This is a genomic window from Mesoterricola silvestris, assembly GCF_030295405.1.
Lineage (GTDB): Bacteria > Acidobacteriota > Holophagae > Holophagales > Holophagaceae > Mesoterricola > Mesoterricola silvestris.
In genome coordinates this window covers 4,279,364-4,303,181 of the sequence record NZ_AP027080.1, presented here as the reverse complement: position 1 = coordinate 4,303,181, position 23,818 = coordinate 4,279,364, and the positions used below count along the sequence as shown (strand labels likewise).

The following is a 23,818-nucleotide window of genomic DNA, read 5'->3' as shown; positions in this document are numbered from 1 at the left end:
TCAACCTGGAACAACCCCTTCATCACGGTTTCAAGGCGCCTTGGGTTCGCCGACCCCCCCCTAGAAAAGGCTCGTCCCGTCCATTTCCGCGGGCTGCTCCATGCCCAGGAGCTTGAGCAGGGTGGGCGCCACGTCGCACAGGGCGCCGCCGGCGCGGAGCTGGCGCGCCTCGAAGCCCCTGGCCACCAGGACGGCGGGGACGGGGTTGGTGGTGTGGGCGGTGTGGGGGTTGCCCTTCTCGTCGCGCATGCACTCGCAGTTGCCGTGGTCGGCGGTGATGAGGAGGGCGCCGTCCCGGGCGAGGGTGGCGTCGGCGATCTGGCGGATGGCGTCGTCCACCACGGCGCAGGCGGCGCTGGTGGCGTTCAGGTCGCCGGTGTGGCCCACCATGTCGGGGTTGGCCAGGTTGCACACCAGGAGGCGGTGGCGCCCGGCCTCGATGGCCTTCACGAGGCCGCGCACCACCTCGTGGGCGCTCATCTCGGGCTGGAGCTCGTAGGTGGCCACCTTCGGGGAGGGGACCAGGATCCGCTCCTCGCCGGGGAAGGGCTCCTCGCGGCCCCCGTTGAAAAAGTAGGTCACGTGGGCGTACTTCTCGGTCTCGGCGGTGCGCAGCTGCTCCCAGCCGCGCTCGGCGACCAGCTCCCCCAGGATGCGGGTGAGGTTCTGGGGGGGGTAGGCCACGGCGACGTGGGGCTCCAGGTCGGTCTCGTAGGCGGTGAAGGTCACGAGGCTGATCCGGGGCCAGACGGGGCGGGGGAAGCCGTCGAAGGCGGGATCCACCAGGGCGTGGCTCAGCTCCCGGGCGCGGTCGGCGCGGAAGTTGAAGAAGATGGCGCCGTCCCCGTCCTGGAGGGGCTGGAAGCCCTCGAGGCGGGTGGGGCTCACGAATTCGTCCGTCTCGCCCCGGCCGTAGGCGGCCTGGATGGCCTCCTGGGCATCCCCGGCCTGGAATTCGCCGGTGCCTTCGGCCAGGAGCTTCCAGGCGCGGGCGACGCGCTCCCAGCGCTTGTCCCGGTCCATGACGACGTAGCGGCCCATGATGGAGCCGATGGCCACCAGGGGGCAGTTGCGCAGCTGGAAGGCCAGCCACTGGAGGTAGCCGTCGGCGCTCTTCTGCTCCGTGTCGCGCCCGTCCAGGAACGCGTGGATGACGGTGGGGACGCCCTCGGCCTGGGCCCACTGGGCCAGGGCCACCAGGTGGTTCTGGTGGCTGTGCACGCCGCCGTCGGACACCAGGCCCAGGAGGTGGAGGCGCTTGCCGGAGGCCTTGAGGTCCTTCAGGAGGCCGCCCATGGCGGGGTTCTCCCGGAAGGTGCCCTTGCGGATGGCGGCGTCGATGCGGGTGAGCTCCTGCCACACCACGCGGCCGGCGCCCAGGTTCATGTGCCCCACTTCGGAGTTCCCGAACTGGCCCTCGGGAAGGCCCACCGCCTCGCCTCCGGCGTTGAGCTGGGTGGCCGCGAAGCGCCGGCGCAGACCGGACATGTGGGCCATGCCGGCGACGAAGGTGGCGTCGAAGGCGTTGCGGGGACCATCCCCGAACCCGTCGAGGATGAGGAGCGTGACCGGACCTTGGATCATTCGTATGCCTTGCTAGGGAACTTGTTCCCCATGGGGGTTGCAGAGGAGGAACAGGACCGCCATGCGCACGGGGACGCCGTTGGTGACCTGGTCCAGGATGAGGTTGTTGGGGCCGTCGGCCACCTCGGAGGTGATCTCCACCCCGCGGTTGATGGGGCCGGGGTGGAGCACGGCCACGTCGGGCCGGCAGAGCCGGAGGCGCTGCGCGTTGAGCTGGTAGAAGCGCACGTACTCGCCCTGGCCGGGGATGAAGGCGCCGGTGCCCCGTTCGAACTGGCAGCGCAGCATCATGACGGCGTCCTGGTGGGGCAGCACGGGCTCCAGCTCGTGGGCGATCTCGATGCCGGGCCAGGTCTCCTTGAGCTCCGCGGGCACGAGGGTGGGGGGGCCCACCAGGGTGACGTGGGCGCCCATCTTGGTGAGGAGCCAGAGATTGGAGCGGACCACGCGGCTGTTGCGGATATCGCCGACGATGGCCACCCGCAGGCCCTCGAGGCGGCTGAAGCGCTTGCGCAGGGTGTAGGCGTCCAGGAGGGCCTGGGTGGGGTGCTCGTGGGCGCCGTCCCCGGCGTTCACGATGCTGGCCTTCATGTGCCGCGCCAGCAGGGCGTGGGCCCCGGGGGCGGAGTGGCGCATGACGATGAGGTCGGGGTGCATGGCCTGGAGGTTGAGCGCGGTGTCCACCAGGGTCTCGCCCTTGCTGAGGGAGCTGGTGTCGGCGTCGAAGTTGATGATCTCGGCCGAAAGGCGCTTCTCGGCGATCTCGAAGCTGTTGCGGGTGCGGGTGGAGTTCTCGAAGAAGAGGTTGACGATCAGGCGCTTGCGCAGGGCCGGGACGATCTTGATCTCGGGGCGCTCGCAGACCTCCTCGAAGGCCCGGGCCTGGTCGAGGATGGCCAGGATGTCCTGGGGGGTCAGGGGCTCGATGCCCAGCAGGTGGCGGTGGGGGAAGCGGTAGGTCTGGGGCATGGTCAGCTCCGGCTTTCCAGGAGGACGGCGTCCTCGCCGTCCACGTCCTTCATGTGGACCGAAACCCGGCTGTCCATGGCCACGTCCATCTTGATGCCCACGAATTCCGCCTGGATGGGCAGCTCGCGGCCGCCGCGGTCCACCAGCACCGCCAGCCACACCCGCTTGGGCCTTCCGTGGTCCAGCAGGGCGTCCAGGGCGGCCCGGATGGTGCGCCCGGTGAAGAGCACGTCGTCCACCAGGATCACGGAGCGGTCCTTGAGGCTGAAGGGGATCTCCGTGGGGCGGACGATGGGGCTCCCCGCCAGTTCCGAGAGGTCGTCCCGGTACAGGGTGATGTCCAGGATGCCCAGGGGGATCTCCTTCTGGAGGTTGGATTCCAGCATGGCCTTGAGCCGTTCGGCCAGGTACAGGCCCCGGGTGCGGATGCCCAGGAGCGCGATGGAGGCGTCGCTTCCGAACACCGCGGAGATCTCGCGGCACAGGCGCTGAAGGTGGACCTCCATCTGCTTGGCGTCCAGCAGGCATGGGGCGTTCGCTTGGGGCATCGGAGGCTCCTGGGTGGCACGGCGGTTTCCAGTGTATCGGAACTGTGGAGGCCCTCCGGACCGCCGGAGGCGAAAAGCCGACGAAATGAGCTTGGTCACGGGTTTTGTTTGCTACCCTTTGGGGGAAATCGAAACATCGGAGGCAAGTCATGGAAAATGTCATGGAATCCAAGGTCCAGACGGATCTTGGCACCCTCGAACCCGCCGGTCTCTGGAAGTACTTCCTGGCCCTCTCGAAGATCCCCCGCGGCTCCAAGAACGAAGCCGCCGCCGCCCAGTGGGTGGCCGACCAGGCCAAGGCCCTGGGCTGCACCGTCACCCGGGACGCCGTGGGCAACGTGATCATCAGCAAGAAGGCCGCCCCCGGCCGCGAGGGCGCCCCCATGACGGCCCTCCAGGCCCACGTGGACATGGTCTGCGAGAAGAACGAAGCCACGCGCCACGACTTCCTCACGGATCCCATCGCCCTGCGCCGGGACGGCGACCGCCTCCTGGCCACGGGCACGACCCTGGGCGCGGACAACGGCATCGGCGTCGCCGCGGCCCTGGCCGTCCTGGAATCCACCACCATCAAGCACGGTCCCCTGGAAGTGCTGGTGACCATCGACGAGGAGACCGGCCTCACCGGCGCCGGCGGCCTCGCGGAAGGGGTCCTCAAGTCCAAGTACCTGCTGAACCTCGACAGCGAGGAGGAGGGGGACCTCACCATCGGCTGCGCCGGCGGCGTGGACACCATGGCCAACCGCAAGGTGGCGCTGCGCCCGGCCACGGCCGGCAAGAGCCCCTTCCGCCTGAAGGTGCTGGGCCTCAAGGGCGGCCACTCCGGCGTGGAGATCCACCAGGGCCGCGGCAACGCGCTGCGCATCCTGGCCGGCGTCCTGTGGAGCCTGGCGCCCCGCTTCGGCCTGGAGCTGGTGTCCCTGGCCGGCGGCAACAAGCGCAACGCCATCCCCCGCGAGGCCTCCGCCGTGTTCTTCATGGACGGGGCGCGGCTGGCCGAATTCCAGGCGGCGGTCCAGGGCATGGCCCAGGACTACCGTTCCTCCCTGGGCGCCTTCGATCCCGGCCTCGCCATGGAGGTGGGGCCCAAGGCCGACGCCCCCGCCCAGGTCATGGAGGACCGCGACGCCCGCGCCGTGGTGAACTTCCTCTACACCGTCGCCCACGGCGTCGAGACCAACAGCCCCGACATCGAGGGCCTGGTGCAGACCTCCACGAACCTGGCGATCATCTCCACCACGGGCGACACCATCGAGGTCTCCACCAGCCAGCGCAGCTCCATCGCCAGCGCCAAGATGGACATGGCCTACCGCGTCGCCGCCTCCTGCGAGCTGGCCGGCTTCAGCGTCAAGCGCGGCGACGGCTACCCCGGATGGAAGCCCGACCCCAAGGCCTCCCTGGTGAAGGTCGTCAACGCCGTCCACGAGCGCACCTTCGGCAAGCCCATGGCCATCAAGGCCATCCACGCCGGCCTGGAATGCGGCCTCATCGGCGAGAAGTACCCCGGCATGCAGATGGTCTCCTTCGGCCCCAGCATGTGGGACGTGCACACCCCCGACGAAAACGTCAGCATCTCCTCCGTGGGGAATTTCTGGAAGCTCCTCGTGGCCGTCCTGGAAACCGTCTAGGAGGGTCCGGGTTCCGGACGAGCGCGCCGTTTCGTCATCGCCGGCCGAGCCGGCGATGACGGAGGGGTGTGCCCGGGACGGGGGGGCTGGGCTGCGCACACGTGCTTCGATGAGCGGGTGGGAGCGCGGAGCAGGCGGGCTCTCCGGGGCGGCCCTGGCGAGTGACGCGGCGCTCAAGGGTTGATGGGATCGCTTCGCGTGCGTCCGCACGGCGCCGCCGGGCGCCGACGCTGATTGCCCACTGGCCCCCACCACACGGCGCCCCAGTCCCGACTTCACCTGCAGTCAATGGATCACGGCAAGCGCCAGCAGCAGCTCGCTGCTGCGCAAGCGCTACCGATGGGTCGGCGCAGCCTGTCGGGACCCCGGTGGGTCGCGGCCTCCTGCCGGAACCCGGCGGAAAACCCCACAGCCCCCGGCAGGGCAGGCCCGGCGGGACCGAAACGTCCCAACAGCCCAGCTCGCCCACCCGAAGCGGGCCCCCCTCTACGCCGTGATCAGGGCGCGGATTTCGTCGTTGCCGAATTCGGAGGCGCAGGCGATGAGGAGGGCGCAGTGGCCGGGCTGGCTGGGGGGGAGTTCCACCTTGGTGGTGAACTGGCCCTCGGCGTCGGTCCGGCCGGTGGTGAGGGTGGTGGCCTTCTTGAGGCTGGAGATGAGGCGGATGGTGACGTCGGCGCCGGGGACGGGGTTCTGGCTCACGCAGAGGCGGGCCCGGATGCGCACCTGGAACAGCTCCCCGAACTTCGGGAGCATGGGCTCGTCCAGGACCATCTCCAGGGTGTCGGTGTCGCCCTCCTGCTGGAGGTACTCCAGGATGGCCTGGTCCAGGGGCTTGTCGTTGAAGACGCTGCGCTCGGCCAGGAGCGGGTCGTTGGGGGTGGTGTCGTACTTGCCGTTCTTGATGTCCCGGATCACGGACTTGTGCTGGTCGTCCATGCGGGCCTGGATGACGCCCTCCTGGAGGGGGAACTCCGCCAGCAGGTCCTCGTAGGTGCCCCGGTAGCTGTCCAGGATCTCGCCGCCCACGTAGATGAGGGTCTCGATCTTGGGGTTGGCGACGCCCTTGTCCTCGGTCTGCACGTGGAAGATGCGGTTGCCGTGGCGGACGTCGGTGTTGTAGCCCGTGATCATCGATTCAGCTCCGGTGGAGCCGGTCGGCCATCTCGGGCATCACTTCCCAGGCGATCTCCCGGAGGGTCTCTTCGCCCAGCCTGGCCACGACGGCCTTGGCGAGGCGGTCCATGAGGACCGGGTCCCCCAGGAGGGCCGCCAGGGGGTCGGCGCCCTCCACCGGGGCCGGGGCGGCCACCGCGCCGGCGACCGGAAGGGGGGCGGCTTCCAGCTCGGGCACGTGGATGGGCTCGGACACCAGCAGCGCGGCGGGTTCGGGTTCCCGCACGAAGACCGGTTCGGGAAGGGGCTCGATCTCCTCCGGCACCACTTCGGACAGGACGGCGGGCGTGGGCTGCGACGGGTCCGGGAGGCTGAGGGTCGTGGACCAGGGGGCCGCGGCGCCCTCGCCCTCCGCGGAGGGCGGCGCGCCGTCCAGGGAGGACAGGTCCTCCAGGTCGGGGATATCGCCGATGTCGTCCAGGAGATCGGCTTCGGGGACCACGGCGAGGCCCACGGGGGTGCTGGTCTCCGGGATCTCCGGAAGGAAGGGGGGGGTGGGCGCGGGGCCCGGATCCTGTTCCAGGAAGCTGTCGGGATCGAAGTCGCTGTGGTCCTCCATGGCCGCGGCGGCCATGGCGTGGATGGCGGTGGTGGGCTCCTCGTCCCGGGCCGGCTCGCGGGTGAGCTCCAGGAGGGTCTCGCTTTCGTCGGACCAGTCCACGGGCAGGACCGGGGTGGGCGCCATGTGGTGGTCCGGCAGGGGGGAGGGCTCGTCGATCTCCTGGGAGGGGCCCAGGTCGGGCAGCTCATCCGTGACGACGCCCAGTTCCAGGGTCTCGCCGGGGTGGGCGTCCTCCGGGGCGAGTTCGGGCAGGGCGGCGGCGTCCACGGCGGCGGGCTCCACGGGGGCCGGGGGCGCCCCGAGGCCCTTGAGGCTCTCCAGGTCCAGCTCCTCCAGCTCCAGGGATTCCAGGGTCTCCAGGGGCGCGTCGGGGAGGGGCGCCTCCTCCTCCACGAAGAGATCCGAGGGCTCCAGGAGGAGAAGGTCCGCGTCGGGCAGGGGGTGGTCGGAGAGCTTGAGGTAGGGCAGGGTCTCGAAATTCCCGGTGACGGCTCCCGGGGCCGGTTCGGGGGCGGGGGGCTCCACGGGGGTGACCAGGAGGGTCCGCACCCGGTCGGCCAGGTCGCGCAGTTCCACGGGCTTCTTCAGGAAGCCCTGGATGGGGGCCTTCTCCACGGTGCCGGGGTCCACCACGTCCAGGACGCCGGCCATCATGGCGATGGGCATGCGGGCGGTGGCCGCGTCCCGGCGCAGGCGGTCCAGGAGCTCCCAGCCGTCCATGCCCTGCATGGTGGTGTCCAGGAGCGCCACGTCGAAGGGGCCGGCGGTGGACACCAGGTCCAGGGCCTCGGCGCCGGAGGAGGCGCAGACCAGCTCGATGTCCGTGGCGGTCAAGAGCGTTTCGACGATCTGGTGGATTCGCTGGTTGTCGTCCACGAGGAGAAGACGGGGCATAGGGAACCTCGGGATGCCGGATTGCGGGGAAGTGGCTGCGCTAACACTAACAGAGACCACGCTACATGGTATCTAACGTTTCAATGCTGTCTTCACGGACTTCAGTCTCAGTGTGGGTTGCAGCCGCACGAGGAGGGCCCGTTCGCCCACCCACACCCAGGCGGATTCGGTGGCCTCCCGCAGGGCGATCTCGGGGCCGTCGGGGATCCAGCCCTTCACGGAGGCCCGCAGGCCCCGGGCCGTCCTCCATTCGGGCCGGAAGGCGCGCAGGAGGGCCTGCCGCTGCCGCTCCGGGGGCAGGTCGGCGGTGCCCTTCCCCCAGCGCTGGTCCCAGGCGGTGGCCGCCAGGTCCTCCCGCCACCAGGCCCAGGCGGGGTCATAGGCGGGCCAGGGCTCGGCCCCGGCGGGCACGTCGGTCCACTCCGCCCGGTCGGGCCGGGAGGTCTTCCGCACGGCGGGCTCGCCCTTGCGCCCGGGCACGTCCAGGGCCATGCGCAGGGGGGGCTGGGCCTGGAGCTGGCCGGGGCCCGTGGCCTCCCGGCGCCAGGTGCCGTCCTCCAGGGTCCAGAGGGTCCATTGGCCGCCCCCGCCGACCCAGAGCCGGTCCCGGGCCGGGAACCAGAGGCGGGCGCCGGGCTGCCAGGGGGTGAGGAGCCGGGCTCCGGGCAGGTCCTGCCCGTCGTCCCAGAGCTGCTCCTGGCGGGTGGGCCAGCCCCGGGGGGGCGGGGGCAGGGCCTTTTCGTCCCAGGCGGCCAGGGTGCTCGCGGGACGCTCGGCCTCCGCCGGCAGGGTGGCCAGAAGGAGGGCGGCCTCCGGCTGGGGGGCGCGCAGGCCCAGGAGCACGGCGCGGCCGTCCCAGCTGAACCGGCTCCAGGGCCCGCTTTCCGTGGCCCAGAGCACGCGGCCTTCGGGGATCTCCATCAGCCGGGTCTCGAAGCGGTCCTGGCCGAGGGTGAGGGTCACCAGGAGCCGGTTCCCCTTGGCGGGATCCAGGCGCGCGCTGGCGATGGGGGCGTCGAACCGGTAGTGGCGCCATTCCAGGCCGCGCCAGAGGGTGACTTCGCTGTGGCCGCCGGGGCCGTTGAGGGCCAGGCCCTGGTCGGCCAGGTAGGCCGAGGCGGGCTCCCAGGGGGTGCCGAAGCCGCCGCCATAGGGCCAGGGCTGTTCCTGGTCCGGATCCTGGGCCCCCTGGAAGCGGGGGGTCCAGCCGTCCTGGAGGCGGCATTCGGCCAGGGTCTCGAAGGTGTCCAGGGTCTGCTCCACGGCTCCGGTGGCCACCACGGCGCCGCCCTCCCGCGTGGAACGCGGAGCCTGCACCACAGCCAACAGCATGAGCATCGCGGCGATGAACATGCTGGCGAAAAGGTACCGTTTCGGGATCACTGCTGGCTCGAACCTCCTTGCACATGATGCAATCATTCGAGGACGTCCCGCCATGAAACATGCCCACCCCATGGAAATCGAGATGAAGTTCCGGATCCCCGCCCTCGCGCCGGCGCGCCTCCGGCTGGAGGCCTGCGGGTTCCTCCTGGCGAGCGCCCAGGGCCCGGAGCTGAGCGTCCTCTGGGACCGGGACGGGGAGCTCCGCGCCCAGGGCGGCGCGCTGCGCCTGCGCCGCTACGGCGGCACGGCCACCCTCACCTGGAAGGGGGCGCGGGTGCCGGACCCGCTCCTGAAGATCCGCCCCGAAGTGGAGACCACGGTGGGCGACCCCGCGGCCCTGGAGGGGATCCTCGGGCAGATGGGTTTCGGCCCGGTCTTCGAGATGCGCAAGAGCCGCTCCGTGTGGAACCGCGGGGCCCTGGTGGCGTGCCTGGACGAGGCCCCCTTCGGGTGCTACCTCGAACTGGAGGGGAGCCCCGGGGCGATCCGCGAAGCCATGGGCCAGCTCGGCCTGGAGGAGGCCCAGGTGGAGCCCCGCAGCTACGTCACGCTGTTCCGGGAGCTGGGATGAGGGCCGCCGCCGCGGTCCTCCTGGCGGCCCTGGCGGCCTGTTCCCGCGAAGGGCCCGAGGCGCGGATCCGCAGGGCCTTCGAGGGCGCCCGCGGGGCCGTGGAGGCCGGGGACGCCGCGGCGGCGTCATTGGTGCTCTCGCCGAAGTTCGCGGGCCCCGAGGGCATGGACCGGGCCGGGGCGAGGTTCTTCCTGGGCGGCGTGCTGGCCCGGGAAAAGGTGGGGGTGACCGTCCTATCCCAGCGGATCGAGGTGGACGGCCCCCGGGCCCTGCAGACCCTGGAGGTGGTCCTCACGGGCCGGACCGGGGGCGAGCTGGTGCCCGGGGACCGCGCCCGGAAGCGCCTCCTCCTGCGGTGGGAGCTCCGGGACGGGGCCTGGCTGATCCGCGAGGCGCAGATGGACTACTGAGCCTGCCTGCGCCTCAGGAGGCGCGGGGTGATCCGCTCCTGCTCCAGGGCCTTTCGCAGGCGGGGGTACTTCAGGGCCATGGGCCAGAGGGGGTGCCCCGTCTCCCGGGCGCCTCGGATGGCCAGGGAGCAGCCCCGGTAGTCGCCCGCGTCGTAGAGCGCGGCGATGCGCAGGGCGATGGCGCGCTCGTTGGTGGGATCCTCCTTGACCGCATTTTCCAGGAAGGCCAGGGCGCCCTTGGGGTCGGTGTCCAGGGCCCGGGCGGCCTGGTCGAGGGTGGCGTAGGCGCCGGCCCTGGCCGGGGCGGCGGGTTCGGGCGCGGCCTTGGGTTCGGCCTTGACGGCCTGGGGCGCGGGGGTGGGCCGGGAGGGCTCGGCCTTGGCGGGTTCGGGGGCGGGGGGTTCGGGCTTGGGGGCCTCCACCGGCGGGGCCGGGGCCACGACCGGCTGCGCCGCGGGCTGGACCGCCACGGGCGGGGCCGGGACGGGGCGGTGCCGGCGGTGGCGGATCCAGAGCCAGCCCGCCCCCGCGGTGAGGACCGCCATGACCGCGGCGACGGCGAGGTAGATCCAGGCGTGGGAAGGAGCCCCTTCCGCGCGGGGCGCGGGTTTCCGGCCCCGCTGGGGCAGGTCCAGGAGCCGGTCGCTCCGGGTGGCGCCCTTGTCGGAGGCGGGGTCCCACCAGGGGTCCCGGGCCGCGCGCAGGGCCTCCGCCAGGGCCTCGGCGCTGGGGTACCGCGCGGCGGGGTCCTTGGCCAGGGCCCGGGCCACCACGCCCTGGATGGCGGGGCTGATGCCGGTGAGCTGGTCCGGGTCCAGGGGGGCGGGCTCCTCGTTGACGATGCGGTGGAGCACCGTGGCCGTGGACTCGCCGCCGAAGGGGGGGAAGCCCGCCAGGGTCTCGTACAGGATCACCCCCACCGCGAACAGGTCGGCCCGGGCGTCGGGTTTGCCGGACTGGATGTACTCGGGGGCCATGTAGCCGAAGGTGCCCAGGAGGGCCCCGGTGGCGGTGAGGTCGCTCCCGGCCAGGCGCGCGATGCCGAAGTCCAGGACCTTGGCCGCGAGGCGTCCGGAGACGCGGGTGATGCGGATGTTGGTGGGCTTGATATCCCGGTGGAGGACGCCCCGCTGGTGGGCGAAGCCCAGGCCGTCGCACACCTGGGCCAGGAGCTCGAGCATCTCCCGGTGCGACAGTTCCCGGGAGGCCAGGAGCCTGCCCAGGTCGTCGCCGGGCACGTACTCCATGACCATGAAGAGCGTGCCGTCCTCCTCGCCGAACTCATGGATGGTGACGAGGTTGGGGTGGTTGAGGCGGCCCGCGGCCTGGGCCTCCCGGAAGAAGCGGTCCTTGGCGTCGGGGGAGGTGAGGGCGGCGCGGATGGTCTTGATGGCCACTTCCCGCCCCAGCAGGGTGTCCCGGGCCAGGAAGACCTCGCCCATGGCCCCTTCGCCCAGGCGCTCAACGATCTCGAACTTGCCGATCCTGCGGGGGGTGCTCGTCATGGGGCGTCCTCACGGTTCCATAGTGCCATGGGCCAGGAGCCAGGCCTCGTCCCGCACGGGGATGCCCAGGGCCTGGGCCTTGGCGAGCTTGGATCCGGCCTTCTCGCCGGCGACCAGGAGGGTGGTCTTCGGGGAGACGGCGCCGGTGACCTTGGCCCCCAGGCGCTTGAGGAGGGCCTCGGCCTCCTCCCGGCCCAGGGTGGGGAGGGTGCCCGTGACCACCGCCACCTCCCCGGCCAGGGGCAGGCCCGCGGTGTCCCGGGGCGCGCTGGGCGCGGGGGCGACGCCCAGGGCCTCCAACTGCGCGGGCAGGGCGGGGTGCAGGGCCGCGAAGGCCTTGAGGCCCGCGGCGACCTTGGGGCCCACCTCCTCCACGGCCAGGAGGCGCTGCTCCTCGGCGTCCCACAGGTCCTTCAGGGTGGGGAAGGCCTCCGCCAGGAGTTCGGCGGTGCGGGCCCCCACCATGGGGATGCCCAGGGCGTGGATCCACCGGGACAGGGGCTTGCGGCGGGCCGCGTCCAGGCCCTCCAGGACGTTGCGGGCGCTCTTCTCCCCCATGCGCTCCAGGCCGGCCAGGTAGGCCAGGCCCTGCTTGGGGTCCTCCAGGAGGCTGAACACGTCCCAGGGCTGGGCGAAGCGCGGCGCCACCTGTTCCACCAGGGCGTCGCCCAGGCCTTCGATGTCCAGGGCCACGCGGCTGCCCAGGTGCTGGAGCCGGGCGGTGATCTTGGCGGGGCACTCGGGGTTCTGGCAGCGCCAGGCCACCTCCTCGTCGGAGTCCTTGCCCACGGCGCCGCCGCACACGGGGCAGGACGACGGCACCTGGGGCTCCGGGGCGCCTTCCGGCATGGATTCGGGCACCACGGCCACCACCTTGGGGATGACCTCGCCGCCCTTCTCCACGAAGACCTTGCAGCCCACCCGAACCCCCAGGCGCGCCAACTCGTCGGCGTTGTGCAGGGTGGCCCGGCGCACCGTGGACCCCGCCACCTCCACCGCCTCCAGTTCGGCCACGGGCGTGAGCTTGCCGGCGCGGCTCACCTGCCAGGTGATGCCCAGGAGCGTCGTGGTGGCCTGGAGCCCCGGGTACTTGAACGCGATGGCCCACCGGGGGACCCGGTCCGTGGAGCCCAGGCGCTCCTGGAGCGCGAGGTCGTCCACCTTGAGCACCACCCCGTCCGTGTCGAAGGGCAGGAGCAGCCGCGGCCCGGCCTGGTCCCGGATGAACCCGGCCATGTCCGCGAAGGGGCCCTCGGCGTGGGCCGGCATGCGGTTGAAGCCCCAGGCGGCGAGCTGGTCCATGCCCTCGCTGTGGCGGGCCGCGCCCGGGAGCTGCCAGGGCAGGAAGGAGAGGCGGCGTTCGGCGGTGATGCGGCTGTCGAGCTGCTTCATGGTGCCGGCGGCCGCGTTGCGGGGATTGGCGAAGCGCGCCTCGCCCCGGGCGTCCCGCTCCCGGTTCAGCTCCTCCCACCGGCGCCGGGAGAGGAAGACCTCACCCCGCACCTCCAGGGCCTCCGGGGCCTCCGCCGGCAGGGTGAGGGGGATGTCGGCGATGGTGCGGGCGTTCTCCGTGACGTCCTCCCCCTCCTCGCCGTTGCCCCGGGTCACGGCCCGCACCAGGCTCCGCCCCTCGTAGAGGAGCGAAAGGGAGAGCCCGTCCACCTTCAGTTCGGCGGAGTAGAGCGGCTCCATGCCCCCGAGGCCCTTGAGCACCCGGGCCTCCCATTCCCGCAGGTCCTCCTCGGAATAGGTGTTGTCGAGGCTGAGCATGGGGGTGCGGTGCCGGGCCTTGGCGAAGGACTCCAGGGGCGCGGCGCCCACGCGCTGGGTGGGGCTGTTGGGGTCGGCGAGGAGGGGGAAGGCCGCCTCCAGGTCCCGCAGCTCCCTTTCCAGGGCGTCGTACTCCGCGTCGGAAAGGATGGGCTGGTCCAGGACGAAATACCGGCGGCGGTGCTCCAGCACCTGGGCTGCCAGTTCCTGCATTCGGGTGCGGGGATCGGTGCTCATGGAAGGATACTACTTGATCTGCGCCCGGTGCCGCACCGCCATCACCACCCCCAGCCCCAGGAAGTAGCTGAGCGTGCTGCTCCCGCCGGCGCTGAAGAAGGGCAGCACGATGCCCTTGTTGGGCAGCACCCCGATGACCATGCCCACGTTGACGAGCAGGTGCAGGGCGATGATGCCCGCGGCCCCCACGCAGAAGTAGGTCTCCGAGGCGCTCTTGGCGGCCACGGCCGTGTCCAGGATCCGCGTGAGCACCAGCCCGAAGAGGCCCAGGGCCAGCAGGACGCCCAGGAACCCGCGCTCCTCGGCCCACACCGAGAAGACGAAGTCCGTGGTCTTCACGGGCAGGAAATTGAGCTGGGTCTGGCTGCCGGAGGTGAAGCCCTGGCCGGTGAGGCCGCCGGCGCCGATGGCGATGCGGCTCTGGTTGATCTGGTAGCCCTTGCCCTTGAGGTCGGCCCCGGGGTCCAGGAAGGTGAGGATGCGCTGCTTCTGGTACGGCTTGAGGGCCTTCTGCCAGCCCACCACGCCGCCCAGGGTCATCAGCACGAGGGTCAGGGCCACCCATTTGGCCCGCAGGCCCTTCAGGATGGGGATCAGCACCAGGATGGGCAGGAAGCTCACCGCCATGCCCAGGTCGGGCTGCTTGAGCACCAGGAGCATGGGGAAGAACACCAGGGCGGAGACGCCGGCCAGGTCCCGGGCCGTGAGGTCCTGGGGCTGGCGCGTGCCCAGGCGGTGCGCCACGAACAGCAGGGTCAGCCACTTCATGAGCTCGCTGGGCTGGAAGGTGAGGCCGGCCAGCACGATCCAGCGCTGCGAGCCCCCGATCTTGCGCCCCGCAACCAGCACCAGGGCCAGGAACAGGATGCCCACGACGTAGAGGGGGAACCCGCTGCGGAGGATGCGCTTGGGATTGAGGCTCGCCAGGAAGGCCATGACGGCGAAGCCCATGAGGTTCCACACGGTCTGCTTGGCCCACAGGGTGGACTGGACCGTGCCCCGGCCCGCGGAATAGACCGTCAGGGTGCCCATGATCACCAGGAGGACCATGGGCCACAGCAGGGCCGTGTCCAGGGCGCGCAGGCGCTCCCTCATGGCTCCTCCCCGCCTTCCTGGGGCTGGGGCGGGGCGAACTCGTCGGGGAGCTTGGCCGAGGGCGGCGGCAGGGGCTTCTTGAGGCGGTCGATGAACCAGTACTGGACGAGCTTCTTGGCCACGGGGGCCGCGCTGGAGGCGCCGAAGCCGGCGTTCTCGGCCACCACCACGAAGGCGATCTGGGGGTTCTCCCGGGGGGCGTACCCCGCGAAGAGGGCGTTGTCCTTGTACTTCTTCGCGAGCTTGGCGTAGTGGCTCTTGTCCACGAAGGTGGTGACCTGGCTGGTGCCGGTCTTGCCCACCATCGTCACCCCCGGCACGGCGGAGGCCGCGGCGGTGCCCGAGCGCACCACTTCGTAGAGGCCCTCCTCAAGCACCGCCTGGATCTTCGGGTCCAGGCCGGTGTCCTTGGGCGGGGGCGGCTGGAAGGCCTCCATGGTCCGGCTGCCCTCGGGGAGGATGCCGTAGAGCAGGTGGGGCGTGAGGAGCTTGCCCTTGGTGGCCAGCATGGCGTAGAAGCGCGCCAGGCTGATGGGGGTGAGGCTGTTGGCGCCCTGGCCGATGGCCACGCTGACGGTCTCCCCGGGCCACCACTTCTCCTTCTTCACCCGCTTCTTCCATTCCCGGCTGGGCACCCGCGACACGGCCTCGTGGGGCAGGTCCACGCCGGTGGGCACGGTGAGCCCGTACTTGGCGGCGGTGGCGTAGATGTCGTCGATGTCCAGGCGCATGCCCAGCTCGTAGAAGTAGATGTCGCAGCTCCGGGCGATGGCCTGGACGAGGTTCACGGACCCGTGGGTGGCGTCGCAGCGGAAATCGCGGTTGTAGAAGACCTTGTGGCCTCCGCAATGGAAGACGGTCTCGGGGGTGATGATGCCCTTCTCCAGCGCGCACAGCGCCACCAGGAGCTTGAAGGTGGAGCCGGGGGCGTAGCGGCCCTGGGTGACCCGGTCCAGCATGGGGCGCTCGGGGTTGTTCCAGTACTTGTCCACCTGCTCCTGGGTGAGGCGGTTCAGGAAGATGTTGGGGTCGTACGAGGGGCTGGAGTACATGGCCAGGATGCCGCCGTCCCGCAGGTCCAGCACCACGCCCGCGCCGTTCTCCCCCCCCAGGGCGTCCTTCAGGGTCTGCTGGAGGCCCGCGTCCAGGGTGAGGTAGACGCTGCGCCCGGGCTTGGCCTCGTTCAGGCCGAACACCGCCACTTCCCGGCCCAGGTAGTCCACCAGGATCCGGCGCTGGCCGTCCACGCCCCGCAGGCGGTCGTTGCGGGACGCCTCGAAGCCGGTGCGGCCGATGATCTCGCCCAGCTGGTAGCGGTCGGGGTTCTTCTCCAGCTCGGCGGGGGTCACCTCACCCACGTAGCCCAGGGCGTGGCCGGCCAGGTCCTGGCCCAGGTACACCCGCCGGGGGGCCACTTCGATGCTGAGGAAGGGGAACCGCGCGCGCAGCACCTCGGCCCGGGCGAGGGCCGAATCGTCCAGGTTGTCCATGAGGGTGAGCATGCGGCTGCCCGCGGCCTGGCGAATGGCCTGGATGCGGCGCCGCAGCTGGTCGGGCTCCAGCTGGAGGCTCAGGGCCAGGGCATCGATCTGCGCGGGGTCCGAAGGCAGGTCCTCGTTCTGGATCACCAGGTGCAGGGCCCGGCGGTTGTCCACGATCTTGTTGCCGTTGCGGTCGAAGATGATGCCCCGGGGGGCCGGGGTGGCGCGGGTCTTGACGGCCTGGGAGAAGGCCAGGTGCTGCATCTCGCTCCGCAGGCCCAGCTGCACCCAGCCGTAGGCCAGCACCAGGCCCAGGATCATGCACAGGCTCACGGTGCGCATGACGGCGATGCGGCGGTGGATGAGGCTTCGGTTCAGGATCTCCACCGGCTACCTCCGATGGATGGGGGGGTGGAGCCGCAGGGCCAGGGTCGCCCACAGGGGGATGGCCGCCAGGGTCCAGACCCACCCGTAGCCCCAGGCGTGGGGACCCGCCGCGAAGCGCACCAGAAGGTTGGCCAGGAACCAGTGGAAGGCGGCCAGGGCCGCGCACCGGCCCCAGAAGGGGTTGCGGGAGTGGGGCGGCCACTGGATGGCCAGCCAGTAGGCCAGGAGGCACACCAGCATGTTGGCCAGGGGGGTGCCGCCCAGGTGCGGGTAGACCCGCATCGTGCCTTCCAGGACCCATCCGCCGGCCAGGGCCCAGCCCAGGCCCTGGAGGGGGGTGGAGAAGCCGGGCGCCAAGCCCAGGACGAGGAACACGTGGAAGATGGCCTGGATGCCCGGCCAGGGCGCCGTGAAGTGGATGCCGGCCAGGGCCGCCAGGGCGATGGCATGGCGGCGCAGCATGGGGGCGGTCTGGCCGGTCATGGGGCGACCTTGGGCTTCCGGCCGGGCTTGGCGGCCTGGGGCGGGGGCGCGGGCGGCTGCAGCTCCAGTTGCGGGCGGGGGGGCAGGATCAGCACCAGCGACACCCGGTCCAGGGGGGCGGCAAGGCCCACTTCCACCTGGAGTTCCGTCTCCCGGGGGCGCACGGAGGTGACGTAGCCCACCAGGAGGCCCCGGGGGAAATTGCGGTCAAGACCCGACGTGTACACGGGCTCACCCACCTGGACGACCTCCTGGCTCCCAATGTAGCGCAGGGCGGCCTTGCCCGGTCCCAGGCCCTGCAGCACGCCTGTTGCCCGGCTGCGGGCCAGCATGACCCCCGTGGAGGCGTTGTAGGCGTCCAGGGGCAGGAGGCTGGCCTGGGTGGCACCCACGTCCCAGATGCGGCCCACCACCCCGTCCGGGCAGATGACGCCCTGGTCGGGCTGGAGCCCCCCGTCCCGGCCCTGGTCCAGGATCATGCCGCCGAAGGGCGCGCGGCGGACATTGGATACGATGCGGGCGGAACTGAAGGTCAGGGGCAGGAGCTTCTTCAGGCCCAGCAGGCGGGTGGCCTCCTCCGCCTCGGCCAGGCGCGGCGCGGCGGCGTCCCGGGCGGCCTGGAAGGCGGCCACCTGGGCCCGCAGGCGCTCCACCTCCGCCACCGCCTCCCGGTAGGTGGACACCTTCTGGCGGCGGTTGTCCCGCCAGATTTCCACCCGGGCGGACACGGCCCGGGAAGGGGCGGACAGCATGTCCAGCAGGTGGCGCCAGCGGTTGGAGGTGCCCCGGCCCAGGAGGATCCAAAGGAAGTGCCCCAGCAGGAGCACCAGGATGGCCCAGCGCCTGCGTCCGGTCGGGTTCCAGCCCCAGGCTCTGCGGCGCATGGACTAGTCCAGGATCTGGATGCGCCTCAGGAAGGGGATGTCCTCCAGGAGCATGGCGGTGCCGCGCACCACGGCGGTCTCGGGGTTCTCGGCGCGGTAGCAGGGGAGGTGGGTCTCCTTGCTGAGGCGCACGTCCAGGCCCTGGATCTTGGAACCGCCCCCGGTGAGGCAGATGCCCCGGTCGATGAGGTCCGCGGCCAGCTGGGGCGGGGTCTCGTTCAGGGCCTTGCGCACCAGGTCGATGATGGCGCTGATGGGTTCGGCCAGGGCCTCCCGGATCTCGGTGTCGTTGAGGGTGAGCGTCTTGGGCAGCCCCTCGAACTGGTCCCGGCCGGAAATGCTCATGGTGCGGGTCTTGTCGGAAGTGTAGGCGGAGCCCAGGCTCCACTTCACCTCCTCGGCGGCGGCCTCGGAGATGAGGACGTTGTACTTCTCCCGGATGTATTTGATGATGGCTTCATCCATCTCGTCGCCGGCGACCAGGATGGAATCGGAGAAGACCTTGCCGTTGTAGGAGATGACCGCCACGTCCGTGGTGCCGCCGCCGATATCGACGATCATGCAGCCCCGCTTCTCGTTGATGGCGAGTCCGGCCCCGATGGCGGCCACCATGGTCTGGTCCACCAGGAAGACCTCGCCGGCCTTGGCGTCGTAGCACACCTGCTTCACGGCCCTGCGGGCCACCTGGTGGGCCCGGGGGGGGACGCTCACCACGATGCGGGTGCGGGCGATGCCCCGGTTGGGCCGGGCCTTCTTGATGAAGGCCGCCAGCATCTTCTCCGCGGCGTCCACCTCGTAGATCATCCCGTCCTTCATGGGCCGGATGGTCTGCACGCCCTGGGGGGTGCGGCCCAGGAGCTGCTTGGCCTCGTCCCCCACGGCCTCCACCTCGTGGGTCTGGGTGTTGAGGGCGACAATGGACGGTTCGTAAACGACGATACGGCCGGCCTGGCGGGTGTACACCAGCACCGAGGCGGTGCCCAGGTCGATGGCGAGGTCCGACGTGAACAGATTGGACCAGAATTGGCTCGAGAAGGGGGTAGGCACTGATCACTCCAACGGAATTTACTAGATTGCCATGATTTTCAGCCTTCCGCCGCCCCCAATAGCTCCCGGACCAGAAGATCGGGGTCCAGGCGCTGGGCCAGCTCCCGGTGGTAGCCCCGGACCCATCGCTTCCCGTCCACAAGGATGAAGGGGATGGCCCGCTTCCCGGTCTCCCGCTCCAGGCGCTCCGCGGCGCCGGGCACCGCCTCGATGTCCACGGAGGCGTGGGGCACCCCCGCCTCCCCCAGCCAGCGCTCCAGGCGCCGGCAGTCCGGGCACCAGGAGGCGGTATAAACCTCGAGATTCAAATCCTTAAGCAATTCCTGGGGCGACATGGCGCTTCCTCGCTAGGCAGGGTATGCCTTCGATGTCATTCTGGAACTGAAATGTTTAGGAGAAAAGCATGGATATGCGCTTCGCGCGGATGATGGGGATGTGCGGGCTGGTGGTCGTGGCCCTGGGTTGTTCCAAGGTGTCCAAGGATACCTCCAAGGTCCTGGCCAACATTGACGGAGAAAAGATCACCGAGAAGGGCTTCGGCGAATCCGTGCGCACCCTGGTCGGCGACGAGGCCAAGGCCGTGGAGATCCTCACCAGCCCCGCCATGAAGGAGCAGCGGAACCGCCTCCTGGCCGAATTCGTGGACCAGAAGGTCATGACCAAGTACGGCGACAAGCAGGGCCTGGACAAGGATCCCAAGGCCAGGCTCCTGGTGGAGGCCGCCAAGTCCAACGCCTACGGACAGATCCTCATGGAGAAGGCCATCTCCAAGATCGAGCCCACCGAGGCCCAGCTCAAGGCCTTCTACGACAAGGTGGCCGCCAGCGCCAAGGCCGCCGGCCAGGACCAGGGCTTCCCCACCTACGAGCAGGCCAAGCCCCAGCTGCCCAGCGCCTGGAAGCGGGAGCAGCTGAAGGACGCCAGCCAGAACCTCATGAAGGACGCCAAGGCCCAGGTCAAGTCCACCATCGACCCCGCGTGGCGCGCGGCGGACGGACAGCAGTAACCGGACTCACCGGACCGGCGCTCCGACCCACTCCATGCCGGGAAGCCGGAAGTCCGATTCAGGCTCTTATCCCCTTCATCCCCTTGATCCGATCCATCCCCGTTCCCGCAGGGCCGAGGCAGGGATGGGTCGGAGCATGCCGAACAACCACGCGCCGCCCCACCCCGGCTCTGGCCCTGCGGGAACGGGGATGGATCGGATGAAGGGGATGAAGGGGATGACCGGTCCGCGGCGCTGATCCTACTTCCAGTGCTGCCCGATGAAGGCTTCCACCTCCGGAAGGCCGCCCTGGAGGACCAGGTAGCCGTTGTGGGGCTCCCGGGGGGTGATCTCGTGGTTCACGGGGGCCAGGAGCATGCGGCGGATCTCGGCGGGGTCGTCGGTCTGGCCCAGCACCCAGGCCAGCTTCATGTAGGCGGTCTCGGGGAGCATGTTGTCCATGGGGATGATGCCCAGGTTCAGGAGGTCGCGGCCGGTGTCGTACACGTACATCTGGGCGTAGCCCCAGATGGTCTGGACCGTCATGACGACGGTCATGCCCTTCTCGATGGCGCGCTTCACGGCGGGGTAGAGGGGCTTGTTGATGTGGCCCAGGCCCGTGCCGGCGATGACCATGCCCCGGTAGCCCATGCTGGACAGGCCGTCGATGATGTCGGGGTTGAAGTTGGGGTAGTAGTACTGGATGGTGACCTTTTCCTCGAAGGACGGGTTGATGATGGGGACCCGGGTCTTGTCGCGCTTGAGGAAGTCGTCGGTGAGGTACTTGAAGTACTGCCCGTTCTCGCCCCGGTCCCGGGACACCGTGGCCAGGGGGGTGGCGCCGATGGTGCGGAAGGTGCTCCGGTAGCTGGAGTGCATCTTGCGGCAGCGGGTGCCCCGGTGGAGCAGGTCGTAGTTGTCGGAGGTGGGCCCGAACATGCAGAGCATCACTTCGGCGATGTCGCACTCGGCCGCGGTGCGCACGGCGTTCATGAGGTTGAGGGCGGCGTCGGAGGAGGGCCGGTCGGAACTGCGCTGGCTCCCCACCAGGACGATGGGCACGGGGGAGTTCTGGACCATGAAGCTGAGGATGGCGCCCGTGTGGCTCATGGTGTCGGTGCCGTGGCCGATGACGATGCCGTCGACGCCGCGCTTGATCTCCTCGCCGATGGCCTTGGCCAGGGCGATGTACTGCTCGGGGCCCATGTTCTCGCTGAAGACCCCGAAGAGCTTCTTGGTGTCCATGTTGGCGATGTCGGCAAGCTCGGGCACGGCCCCGTACAGCTCGCCCGGGGTGAAGGCCGGGATCACGGCGCCGGTGCGGTAGTCCAGGCGCGAGGCGATGGTGCCGCCGGTGCCCAGGAGGGTGACGTTCTTCTTGCGGGAATCCACCGGGAAGGCCTTCTCGGGGATGCGGTACACGGCCTTCTTGTAGCCCAGCTCCCGGGCCGAGGCGATGCGGTTCGCCACCACGCCCACGTTGTAGCCGTTGACCAGCTTGATGACGATGTGGAGATCGTCGAAGGTCTCGCTGCGGGGCAGGATCACGCCCTTGAACACGGAGCCCCGGTCGTTGACCACTTCCACTTCGCTCCACACGCCGATGCCGTACCTCTCGAGGGCGGCGCGGGCGGGCCCGCGGTAGCCCTGGTATCGGTCGTCCCGTTCCGGTTCGCTCATCGCGCGGCCTCCTGGGTGAGTCGGTTCCTCAGGTAGTCGGCCACGTCCCGGGCCGGGGCCTTGCCGAGCAGGTCCTTCATGGCGCGCCCGGCCAGGAAGCGCAGGCGCTTGCCGTCGGAATCGCCCAGGTCGATGCGGTAGTCCTCCATGGAAAGGCCCGCAAGCTGCCGGGACCAGGCCTCCCGGGGCTGGAGCCCGAAGCCCAGGGCGGACATGGCCGCCACCGCGTCGCTGCCGGGATGGGTGGCCATGTGGGTGGCCAGGGCCGGGATGGCCTCCCGGGAGATCTGCCCCCCGGTGAGGAGGTCGAAGATCTGCACCCATTCGGAGGCCCCCAGGCGTTCCATGGGGATGCCGCGGCGCTGGAGCGCCTTGGCGCGCTGGCCGATCTCCACGGCGGCCACGAGGCCGTCGACGCCGGTGTGCTGCACCACCGCGTCCACGATGGCCACGCCCCCCCGGCGGATGAGGAATTCCGTGGTTTCCGCGGGCACGCGCCAGGCGCCGAACTGGTGGAAGCGCTCCCAGGGGGTGGGCTTCATGCGGGCGCGGGCCGCCTCAACCCGCTCGGGGGTGATGCGGGTGGGGGGCGAGTCCGTGTCGGGGTACATGCGGTCCGGTCCGGGGAGGATCCGCTCGAAGGTCGTGAAGCCGCCCACCATGGCCTGGCGGGTCTCCTGGGGCACGCCCTTGAGGGCGTCCACGAAGCGCAGGCGGATCTCCTCGGCCGCGGTGCGGCAGTCGGCCTCGGGGCCGAAGACGATGAAGTAGTCGTCGTTCTCCCCCAGGCGCAGCTTGCGCCGCACCCGGTCCAGGACCCGGTGGCGGGCGGGGAATTCGGGCATGTGCAGGCCGCTGAGCACGATGGGCGCCTCGTCCAGGCACGCGATGACCCGGATGCGCCCGCTCAGCTCGTCCAGGAACGTGGTGTCGGGCTGGGTGGGGAACTGGGCCAGGCCCAGGCCGCCCTCGAGCTTGACGGCGAAGATGCGGCCCCCGCCCCGCAGGGCGCGCTGCATGAAGCCCAGGTCCACCCCCTGGAAGATCTCCGAGACGTCCACGGCGGAGGTGCGGATATCGGCGGGTTCGCGCATGCCGCGGCGGTGAAGCTCCTCCCGGAAGCGCAGGAGGTTCACCTGGCGCACCCCCTCGTTGTGCACGAGCTTGACGGCGTAGCCCGCCTTGGGCACGCCCTTGATCTCCACCCGGCTGCCGCCGGCGACGCTCACGTTCACGTCCTGCCGGCTCGCGCCCAGTCCCGTGCGCACCCGGCCCGTGCTGCGCGCCACCAGCCCGCAGAGGGTGATGGCGTCGCGCACCTCCTCGGGGGTGCGCAGATCGGGGCCCGTGACGGTCTCGGTGAGGGGCATGCCCAGGCGGTCCGTGCGCCACACGATGCGGTGGCCCTTGTCGCTCACCTCGCGGCAGGAGTCCTCCTCGATGGACAGGTGCGTCACGGAGAGCCTGCGGCCCTTGAAGGGGAGCCCGCCGTTCATGCCCACGATGGCCGTGCGCTGGAACCCCGTGGGGATGGAGCCGTCCAGGTACTGCTTCCGGGCGATGTGCACCTCGTCGATGATATCCATGCCCATGGCCAGGCAAAGCTCGATGGCCACGTCGATGGCCTCCTGGTTCACCAGGAAGGGCGGCGTATCGTCCATTTCGTACGTGCACACGTTGAGGTGGTTCAGGAGGTAGATGATCTCCTTGCGGGTCTTGAACTCCATGAGGGCGGTGCCGTCGTACTCGCCCAGTTCGCTGAGGGTCGGGCGCATGTGCCGCAGCACCTCGCCGTCGTGGGTGTGGGTGTAGAGGCCGGCCGGGCAGCGGCAGAACAGCTTGTGGGCCGTCAGGAGCTGCTGGTGCACCTCCAGGCCCGAGATCAATCCCGCCGATTGATAGTCCAGCTTCTCGATCATTCCACACCTATGGGGCTAAGGACTTCTTGAGGGATGGTCCCGCTTGGGCGAGCGCCCCGTCAAGGCTGGGACCGCGGTGAGGGCGGGATTGATGATCCCGGTCACATCCCCATGAATGCGCAGTCCATCTAACTCCCATGCCCTTAACCCCCTAACGCCCAACGATGACAAAACCGCTCATATCCCTGGTTCCAGGCCAAGAAGGCGAGGAGCCCGCCTGCAGGTTGGACATTCCGGCCCGCTCCAGCCCCCCCTGCCGGGGGCTCCAGGTTCATTGCGCCTGGTTCCCACAGGGGTGCACGACCCAACCCGGTTCCACCGCCCGGCGCCGACCCACCGGGAGCGCTTCCGCAGCAGCAAGCTGCTGCTCGCGCTTGCCGTGATCCATGGACGAAGGGTGAAGGCACAGTTGGGAAACCAGCGTCGGCGCCCACCTGTGCCGTGCAGCCACACGCGAAGCGAAACCTTCGACCCATGATTGCCACTCCACTCGCCAGGGCCCTCCCGGGGAGCCCTCCCGTTCCGACCTCTCACCCCCCCAACGAAGCCAATAGGCGCAGCACAGCCCCCCCGTCCCCTCCGCTCCCCCCGTCATCGCCGGCTTGGCCGGCGATGACGAA

20 protein-coding genes are annotated in these 23,818 nt (G+C 70.4%); 4 read left to right on the top strand and 16 right to left on the bottom strand.

The window, feature by feature from the left end; genetic code table 11:
* Positions 1-60: 60 nt before the first annotated feature.
* The 3 genes from gpmI to pyrR are packed head-to-tail and all read right to left on the bottom strand — an operon-like array spanning position 61 to position 3,101.
* Positions 61-1,584 (bottom strand): 2,3-bisphosphoglycerate-independent phosphoglycerate mutase, encoded by a 1,524-nt coding sequence (gene gpmI / locus R2J76_RS18435; protein ID WP_316413122.1) that lies wholly within the window; start codon positions 1,582-1,584, stop codon positions 61-63.
* 12 nt (positions 1,585-1,596) lie between these two features.
* Complete coding sequence (locus R2J76_RS18430) at positions 1,597-2,553, bottom strand: aspartate carbamoyltransferase catalytic subunit (RefSeq protein WP_316413121.1); 957 nt, start codon at positions 2,551-2,553, stop codon at positions 1,597-1,599.
* Between the two features lie 2 nt (positions 2,554-2,555).
* Positions 2,556-3,101, bottom strand: a complete 546-nt coding sequence (gene pyrR / locus R2J76_RS18425; protein ID WP_316413120.1) for a bifunctional pyr operon transcriptional regulator/uracil phosphoribosyltransferase PyrR — start codon at positions 3,099-3,101, stop codon at positions 2,556-2,558.
* A 149-nt stretch (positions 3,102-3,250) separates the two neighbouring features.
* Here pyrR and R2J76_RS18420 point away from each other — a divergent pair, with 149 nt between their 5' ends.
* A complete protein-coding gene (locus tag R2J76_RS18420; protein ID WP_316413119.1) occupies positions 3,251-4,729 on the top strand; it encodes an aminoacyl-histidine dipeptidase in 1,479 nt (492 codons plus the stop codon).
* A gap of 486 nt (positions 4,730-5,215) precedes the next feature.
* Here R2J76_RS18420 and R2J76_RS18415 read toward each other — a convergent pair whose 3' ends face one another.
* From R2J76_RS18415 to R2J76_RS18405, 3 genes are all read right to left on the bottom strand, one after another.
* Entirely contained in the window at positions 5,216-5,863 is a 648-nt protein-coding gene (locus R2J76_RS18415) for an Ig-like domain-containing protein (RefSeq protein WP_316413118.1), read from the bottom strand.
* A gap of 4 nt (positions 5,864-5,867) precedes the next feature.
* Complete coding sequence (locus tag R2J76_RS18410) at positions 5,868-7,361, bottom strand: response regulator (RefSeq protein ID WP_316413117.1); 1,494 nt, start codon at positions 7,359-7,361, stop codon at positions 5,868-5,870.
* 72 nt (positions 7,362-7,433) lie between these two features.
* Complete coding sequence (locus R2J76_RS18405; protein ID WP_316413116.1) at positions 7,434-8,744, bottom strand: hypothetical protein; 1,311 nt, start codon at positions 8,742-8,744, stop codon at positions 7,434-7,436.
* 52 nt (positions 8,745-8,796) lie between these two features.
* On the opposite strand from R2J76_RS18405, the gene R2J76_RS18400 reads away from it, so the two are divergent.
* Both R2J76_RS18400 and R2J76_RS18395 read left to right on the top strand, forming a co-directional pair.
* Positions 8,797-9,315: a class IV adenylate cyclase gene (locus R2J76_RS18400; protein ID WP_316413115.1), complete on the top strand. Its 519-nt coding sequence runs from the start codon at positions 8,797-8,799 to the stop codon at positions 9,313-9,315.
* Positions 9,312-9,725 (top strand): hypothetical protein, encoded by a 414-nt coding sequence (locus R2J76_RS18395; protein WP_316413114.1) that lies wholly within the window; start codon positions 9,312-9,314, stop codon positions 9,723-9,725. Before R2J76_RS18400 ends, R2J76_RS18395 begins: the two co-directional genes overlap by 4 nt.
* On the opposite strand, the gene R2J76_RS18390 is transcribed toward R2J76_RS18395, so the two are convergent.
* From R2J76_RS18390 to R2J76_RS18355, 8 genes are read right to left on the bottom strand one after another with little or no spacing between them, the layout of a single operon-like run.
* Positions 9,719-11,230: a serine/threonine-protein kinase gene (locus R2J76_RS18390; RefSeq protein WP_316413113.1), complete on the bottom strand. Its 1,512-nt coding sequence runs from the start codon at positions 11,228-11,230 to the stop codon at positions 9,719-9,721. The two genes, R2J76_RS18395 and R2J76_RS18390, sit on opposite strands and share 7 nt — an antisense overlap.
* Positions 11,231-11,239: 9 nt before the next feature.
* Positions 11,240-13,237, bottom strand: a complete 1,998-nt coding sequence (gene ligA, locus R2J76_RS18385) for an NAD-dependent DNA ligase LigA (protein WP_316413112.1) — start codon at positions 13,235-13,237, stop codon at positions 11,240-11,242.
* A gap of 9 nt (positions 13,238-13,246) precedes the next feature.
* A complete protein-coding gene (gene rodA, locus R2J76_RS18380) occupies positions 13,247-14,332 on the bottom strand; it encodes a rod shape-determining protein RodA (protein WP_316413111.1) in 1,086 nt (361 codons plus the stop codon).
* On the bottom strand, positions 14,329-16,200 hold the full coding sequence (gene mrdA / locus R2J76_RS18375; RefSeq protein ID WP_316413110.1) for a penicillin-binding protein 2: 1,872 nt from the start codon (positions 16,198-16,200) through the stop codon (positions 14,329-14,331). The genes rodA and mrdA overlap by 4 nt, the downstream gene beginning before the upstream one ends.
* A 3-nt stretch (positions 16,201-16,203) precedes the next feature.
* Positions 16,204-16,683, bottom strand: a complete 480-nt coding sequence (locus R2J76_RS18370) for a hypothetical protein (protein ID WP_316413109.1) — start codon at positions 16,681-16,683, stop codon at positions 16,204-16,206.
* On the bottom strand, positions 16,680-17,567 hold the full coding sequence (mreC, locus tag R2J76_RS18365) for a rod shape-determining protein MreC (protein WP_316413108.1): 888 nt from the start codon (positions 17,565-17,567) through the stop codon (positions 16,680-16,682). Before mreC ends, R2J76_RS18370 begins: the two co-directional genes overlap by 4 nt.
* Before the next feature lie 3 nt (positions 17,568-17,570).
* Positions 17,571-18,614, bottom strand: coding sequence for a rod shape-determining protein (gene mreB / locus R2J76_RS18360; RefSeq protein ID WP_316413107.1), 1,044 nt, complete (start codon positions 18,612-18,614; stop codon positions 17,571-17,573).
* A gap of 38 nt (positions 18,615-18,652) precedes the next feature.
* Complete coding sequence (locus tag R2J76_RS18355; protein ID WP_316413106.1) at positions 18,653-18,949, bottom strand: glutaredoxin family protein; 297 nt, start codon at positions 18,947-18,949, stop codon at positions 18,653-18,655.
* Between the two features lie 68 nt (positions 18,950-19,017).
* Here R2J76_RS18355 and R2J76_RS18350 point away from each other — a divergent pair, with 68 nt between their 5' ends.
* Positions 19,018-19,620 (top strand): hypothetical protein, encoded by a 603-nt coding sequence (locus R2J76_RS18350; RefSeq protein WP_316413105.1) that lies wholly within the window; start codon positions 19,018-19,020, stop codon positions 19,618-19,620.
* A gap of 240 nt (positions 19,621-19,860) precedes the next feature.
* Here R2J76_RS18350 and gatD read toward each other — a convergent pair whose 3' ends face one another.
* Together gatD and gatE are read right to left on the bottom strand one after the other, a co-directional pair.
* Positions 19,861-21,279: a Glu-tRNA(Gln) amidotransferase subunit GatD gene (gene gatD, locus R2J76_RS18345; RefSeq protein WP_316413104.1), complete on the bottom strand. Its 1,419-nt coding sequence runs from the start codon at positions 21,277-21,279 to the stop codon at positions 19,861-19,863.
* Positions 21,276-23,198 (bottom strand): Glu-tRNA(Gln) amidotransferase subunit GatE, encoded by a 1,923-nt coding sequence (gatE, locus tag R2J76_RS18340; protein WP_316413103.1) that lies wholly within the window; start codon positions 23,196-23,198, stop codon positions 21,276-21,278. Before gatE ends, gatD begins: the two co-directional genes overlap by 4 nt.
* Positions 23,199-23,818 lie beyond the last annotated feature (620 nt).

Bases quoted from the DNA above. Each gene is read 5' to 3' on its own strand.
- R2J76_RS18415 (WP_316413118.1), bottom strand. From the start codon at position 5,863: ATGATCACGGGCTACAACACCGACGTCCGCCACGGCAACCGCATCTTC.
- R2J76_RS18430 (WP_316413121.1), bottom strand. From the start codon at position 2,553: ATGCCCCAGACCTACCGCTTCCCCCACCGCCACCTGCTGGGCATCGAG.
- mreC (WP_316413108.1), bottom strand. From the start codon at position 17,567: ATGCGCCGCAGAGCCTGGGGCTGGAACCCGACCGGACGCAGGCGCTGG.
- gatD (WP_316413104.1), bottom strand. From the start codon at position 21,279: ATGAGCGAACCGGAACGGGACGACCGATACCAGGGCTACCGCGGGCCC.
- rodA (WP_316413111.1), bottom strand. From the start codon at position 14,332: ATGAGGGAGCGCCTGCGCGCCCTGGACACGGCCCTGCTGTGGCCCATG.
- R2J76_RS18370 (WP_316413109.1), bottom strand. From the start codon at position 16,683: ATGACCGGCCAGACCGCCCCCATGCTGCGCCGCCATGCCATCGCCCTG.
- gatE (WP_316413103.1), bottom strand. From the start codon at position 23,198: ATGATCGAGAAGCTGGACTATCAATCGGCGGGATTGATCTCGGGCCTG.
- pyrR (WP_316413120.1), bottom strand. From the start codon at position 3,101: ATGCCCCAAGCGAACGCCCCATGCCTGCTGGACGCCAAGCAGATGGAG.
- R2J76_RS18400 (WP_316413115.1), top strand. From the start codon at position 8,797: ATGAAACATGCCCACCCCATGGAAATCGAGATGAAGTTCCGGATCCCC.
- R2J76_RS18420 (WP_316413119.1), top strand. From the start codon at position 3,251: ATGGAAAATGTCATGGAATCCAAGGTCCAGACGGATCTTGGCACCCTC.
- ligA (WP_316413112.1), bottom strand. From the start codon at position 13,237: ATGAGCACCGATCCCCGCACCCGAATGCAGGAACTGGCAGCCCAGGTG.
- R2J76_RS18350 (WP_316413105.1), top strand. From the start codon at position 19,018: ATGGATATGCGCTTCGCGCGGATGATGGGGATGTGCGGGCTGGTGGTC.
- R2J76_RS18395 (WP_316413114.1), top strand. From the start codon at position 9,312: ATGAGGGCCGCCGCCGCGGTCCTCCTGGCGGCCCTGGCGGCCTGTTCC.
- R2J76_RS18390 (WP_316413113.1), bottom strand. From the start codon at position 11,230: ATGACGAGCACCCCCCGCAGGATCGGCAAGTTCGAGATCGTTGAGCGC.
- gpmI (WP_316413122.1), bottom strand. From the start codon at position 1,584: ATGATCCAAGGTCCGGTCACGCTCCTCATCCTCGACGGGTTCGGGGAT.
- R2J76_RS18410 (WP_316413117.1), bottom strand. From the start codon at position 7,361: ATGCCCCGTCTTCTCCTCGTGGACGACAACCAGCGAATCCACCAGATC.
- R2J76_RS18355 (WP_316413106.1), bottom strand. From the start codon at position 18,949: ATGTCGCCCCAGGAATTGCTTAAGGATTTGAATCTCGAGGTTTATACC.